Origin of the sequence: Mesorhizobium sp. M2A.F.Ca.ET.037.01.1.1 (assembly GCF_003998075.1) — a bacterium.
Taxonomy (GTDB): domain Bacteria; phylum Pseudomonadota; class Alphaproteobacteria; order Rhizobiales; family Rhizobiaceae; genus Mesorhizobium.
In genome coordinates, this window is the sequence record NZ_RZSA01001324.1 from 1 (window position 1) to 1443 (window position 1443).

Here is a 1443-nt window from a genome sequence, read left to right on the forward strand (position 1 = left end):
GCCGATTGGGGCTTGCTGGCGATCGAAGCGGCGCGGGCGTCGACTTGCGCCGCTTTCGACGCGACCTTGGACACGGTGACCCGCTCGCCCTCGTCCGCGTGCTCGACACTGTCGGAAACCGGTCCCGCCATCATCGAAGCGGAGTTGCCTGGGCCATGCGCGGAGTCGGGACCGGTATCGAGCTGCTCGATGACGTCCTCGTCGCCGACTTCGGTCAGCACCGTCTCGACCTCTTCGTCGTCGACGCCGAGATAGGCGGCGATGACGCGCGGATCGGTACGGACCGATTGCGGATTGCCGTCGGAAATCTTGCGGCCGTATTCGAGCACCACGACGTGATCGGAAATCTGCATGACCACCGACATGTCGTGCTCGATGAGCAGGATAGACGTGCCGGTGTTGTTCTTGATGTCCATCAGCAGGTCGTTCAGCGCCGCCGATTCCTTCGGGTTGAGGCCGGCGGCCGGCTCGTCCAGGCACAAAAGCTCCGGCCCTGTGCACATGGCGCGCGCGATTTCCAGGCGCCGCTGCGCGCCGTAGGGCAGATCGCCGGCCGGATCGTCGGCGCGATCGATAAGGTCGGCCTTTTCCAGCCAGTGCCTGGCGAGGTCGATCGACTCGGCTGACGCCTGGCGGTAGCTCGGAAAGCCGAACAGGCCAAGGAAGGTATAGCCCGAAGCCTTCATCAGCTTGTTGTGCTGCGCCACCAGAAGGTTTTCCAAGAGCGTCATGCCGGAGAACAGGCGGATGTTCTGGAAAGTGCGCGCCACCTTGGCGCGCGCCGGGATCTCGTGGTTGGGCAGGCGCTCGAGCAGGTAGGTCGAGCCGTCACGCCTGTTCAGCGTCAGCATGCCTTCCGACGGCTTATAGAAGCCTGTGATGCAGTTGAACACGGTTGTCTTGCCGGCGCCGTTCGGTCCGATCAACGCGGTGATCTCGCCGCGCCTGGCCTGGAAGGACAGGTCGCCGATGGCGACCAGGCCTCCGAACTTCATCGACAAATGCTCGACCTGCAGGATGAAGTCGTTTGCAGAAGCTTGCGCGTTCATCAGCCGTGCCCCTCCTTGGTGAAGGACGCCGAGACCGCTCTTCGTTCTTTCAGGAAGGCCGTCGGTTCTCGACTGCCGACGAAGCCGCGCGGCTTCCACAGCATGACGATGACCATGGCCATGCCGAACAGCAGCATGCGGTAGAGTTCCGGTGTGAAGTCGGGTCCGAACACAGCCTTGAGGAAGTCAAGTTCGCGCAGGATCTCGGTGCCGCCGATCATGACCAGCGCCGCCACGGCAATGCCGCCCAGCGAACCCATGCCGCCGAGAACGACGATGGCAAGGATGATCGCCGATTCGAGGAAGACGAAGGATTCAGGGCTGACGAAACCCTGGCGGGCTGCGAAGAACGAGCCGGCAAAGCCGCCGAACATGGCGCCGGTGGCGAACGCCG

General features: G+C 63.6%; 1 protein-coding gene and 1 pseudogene. Both read right to left on the bottom strand.

The features are described from left to right. A partial coding sequence (locus EOA27_RS36385; protein WP_145970833.1) for an ABC transporter ATP-binding protein occupies nucleotides 1-1049 on the bottom strand: 1049 nt, incomplete at its 3' end. Next, nucleotides 1049-1443, bottom strand: a pseudogene (locus tag EOA27_RS36390) (branched-chain amino acid ABC transporter permease); the annotation flags it as partial. The gene EOA27_RS36385 and the pseudogene EOA27_RS36390, both read right to left, overlap by 1 nt.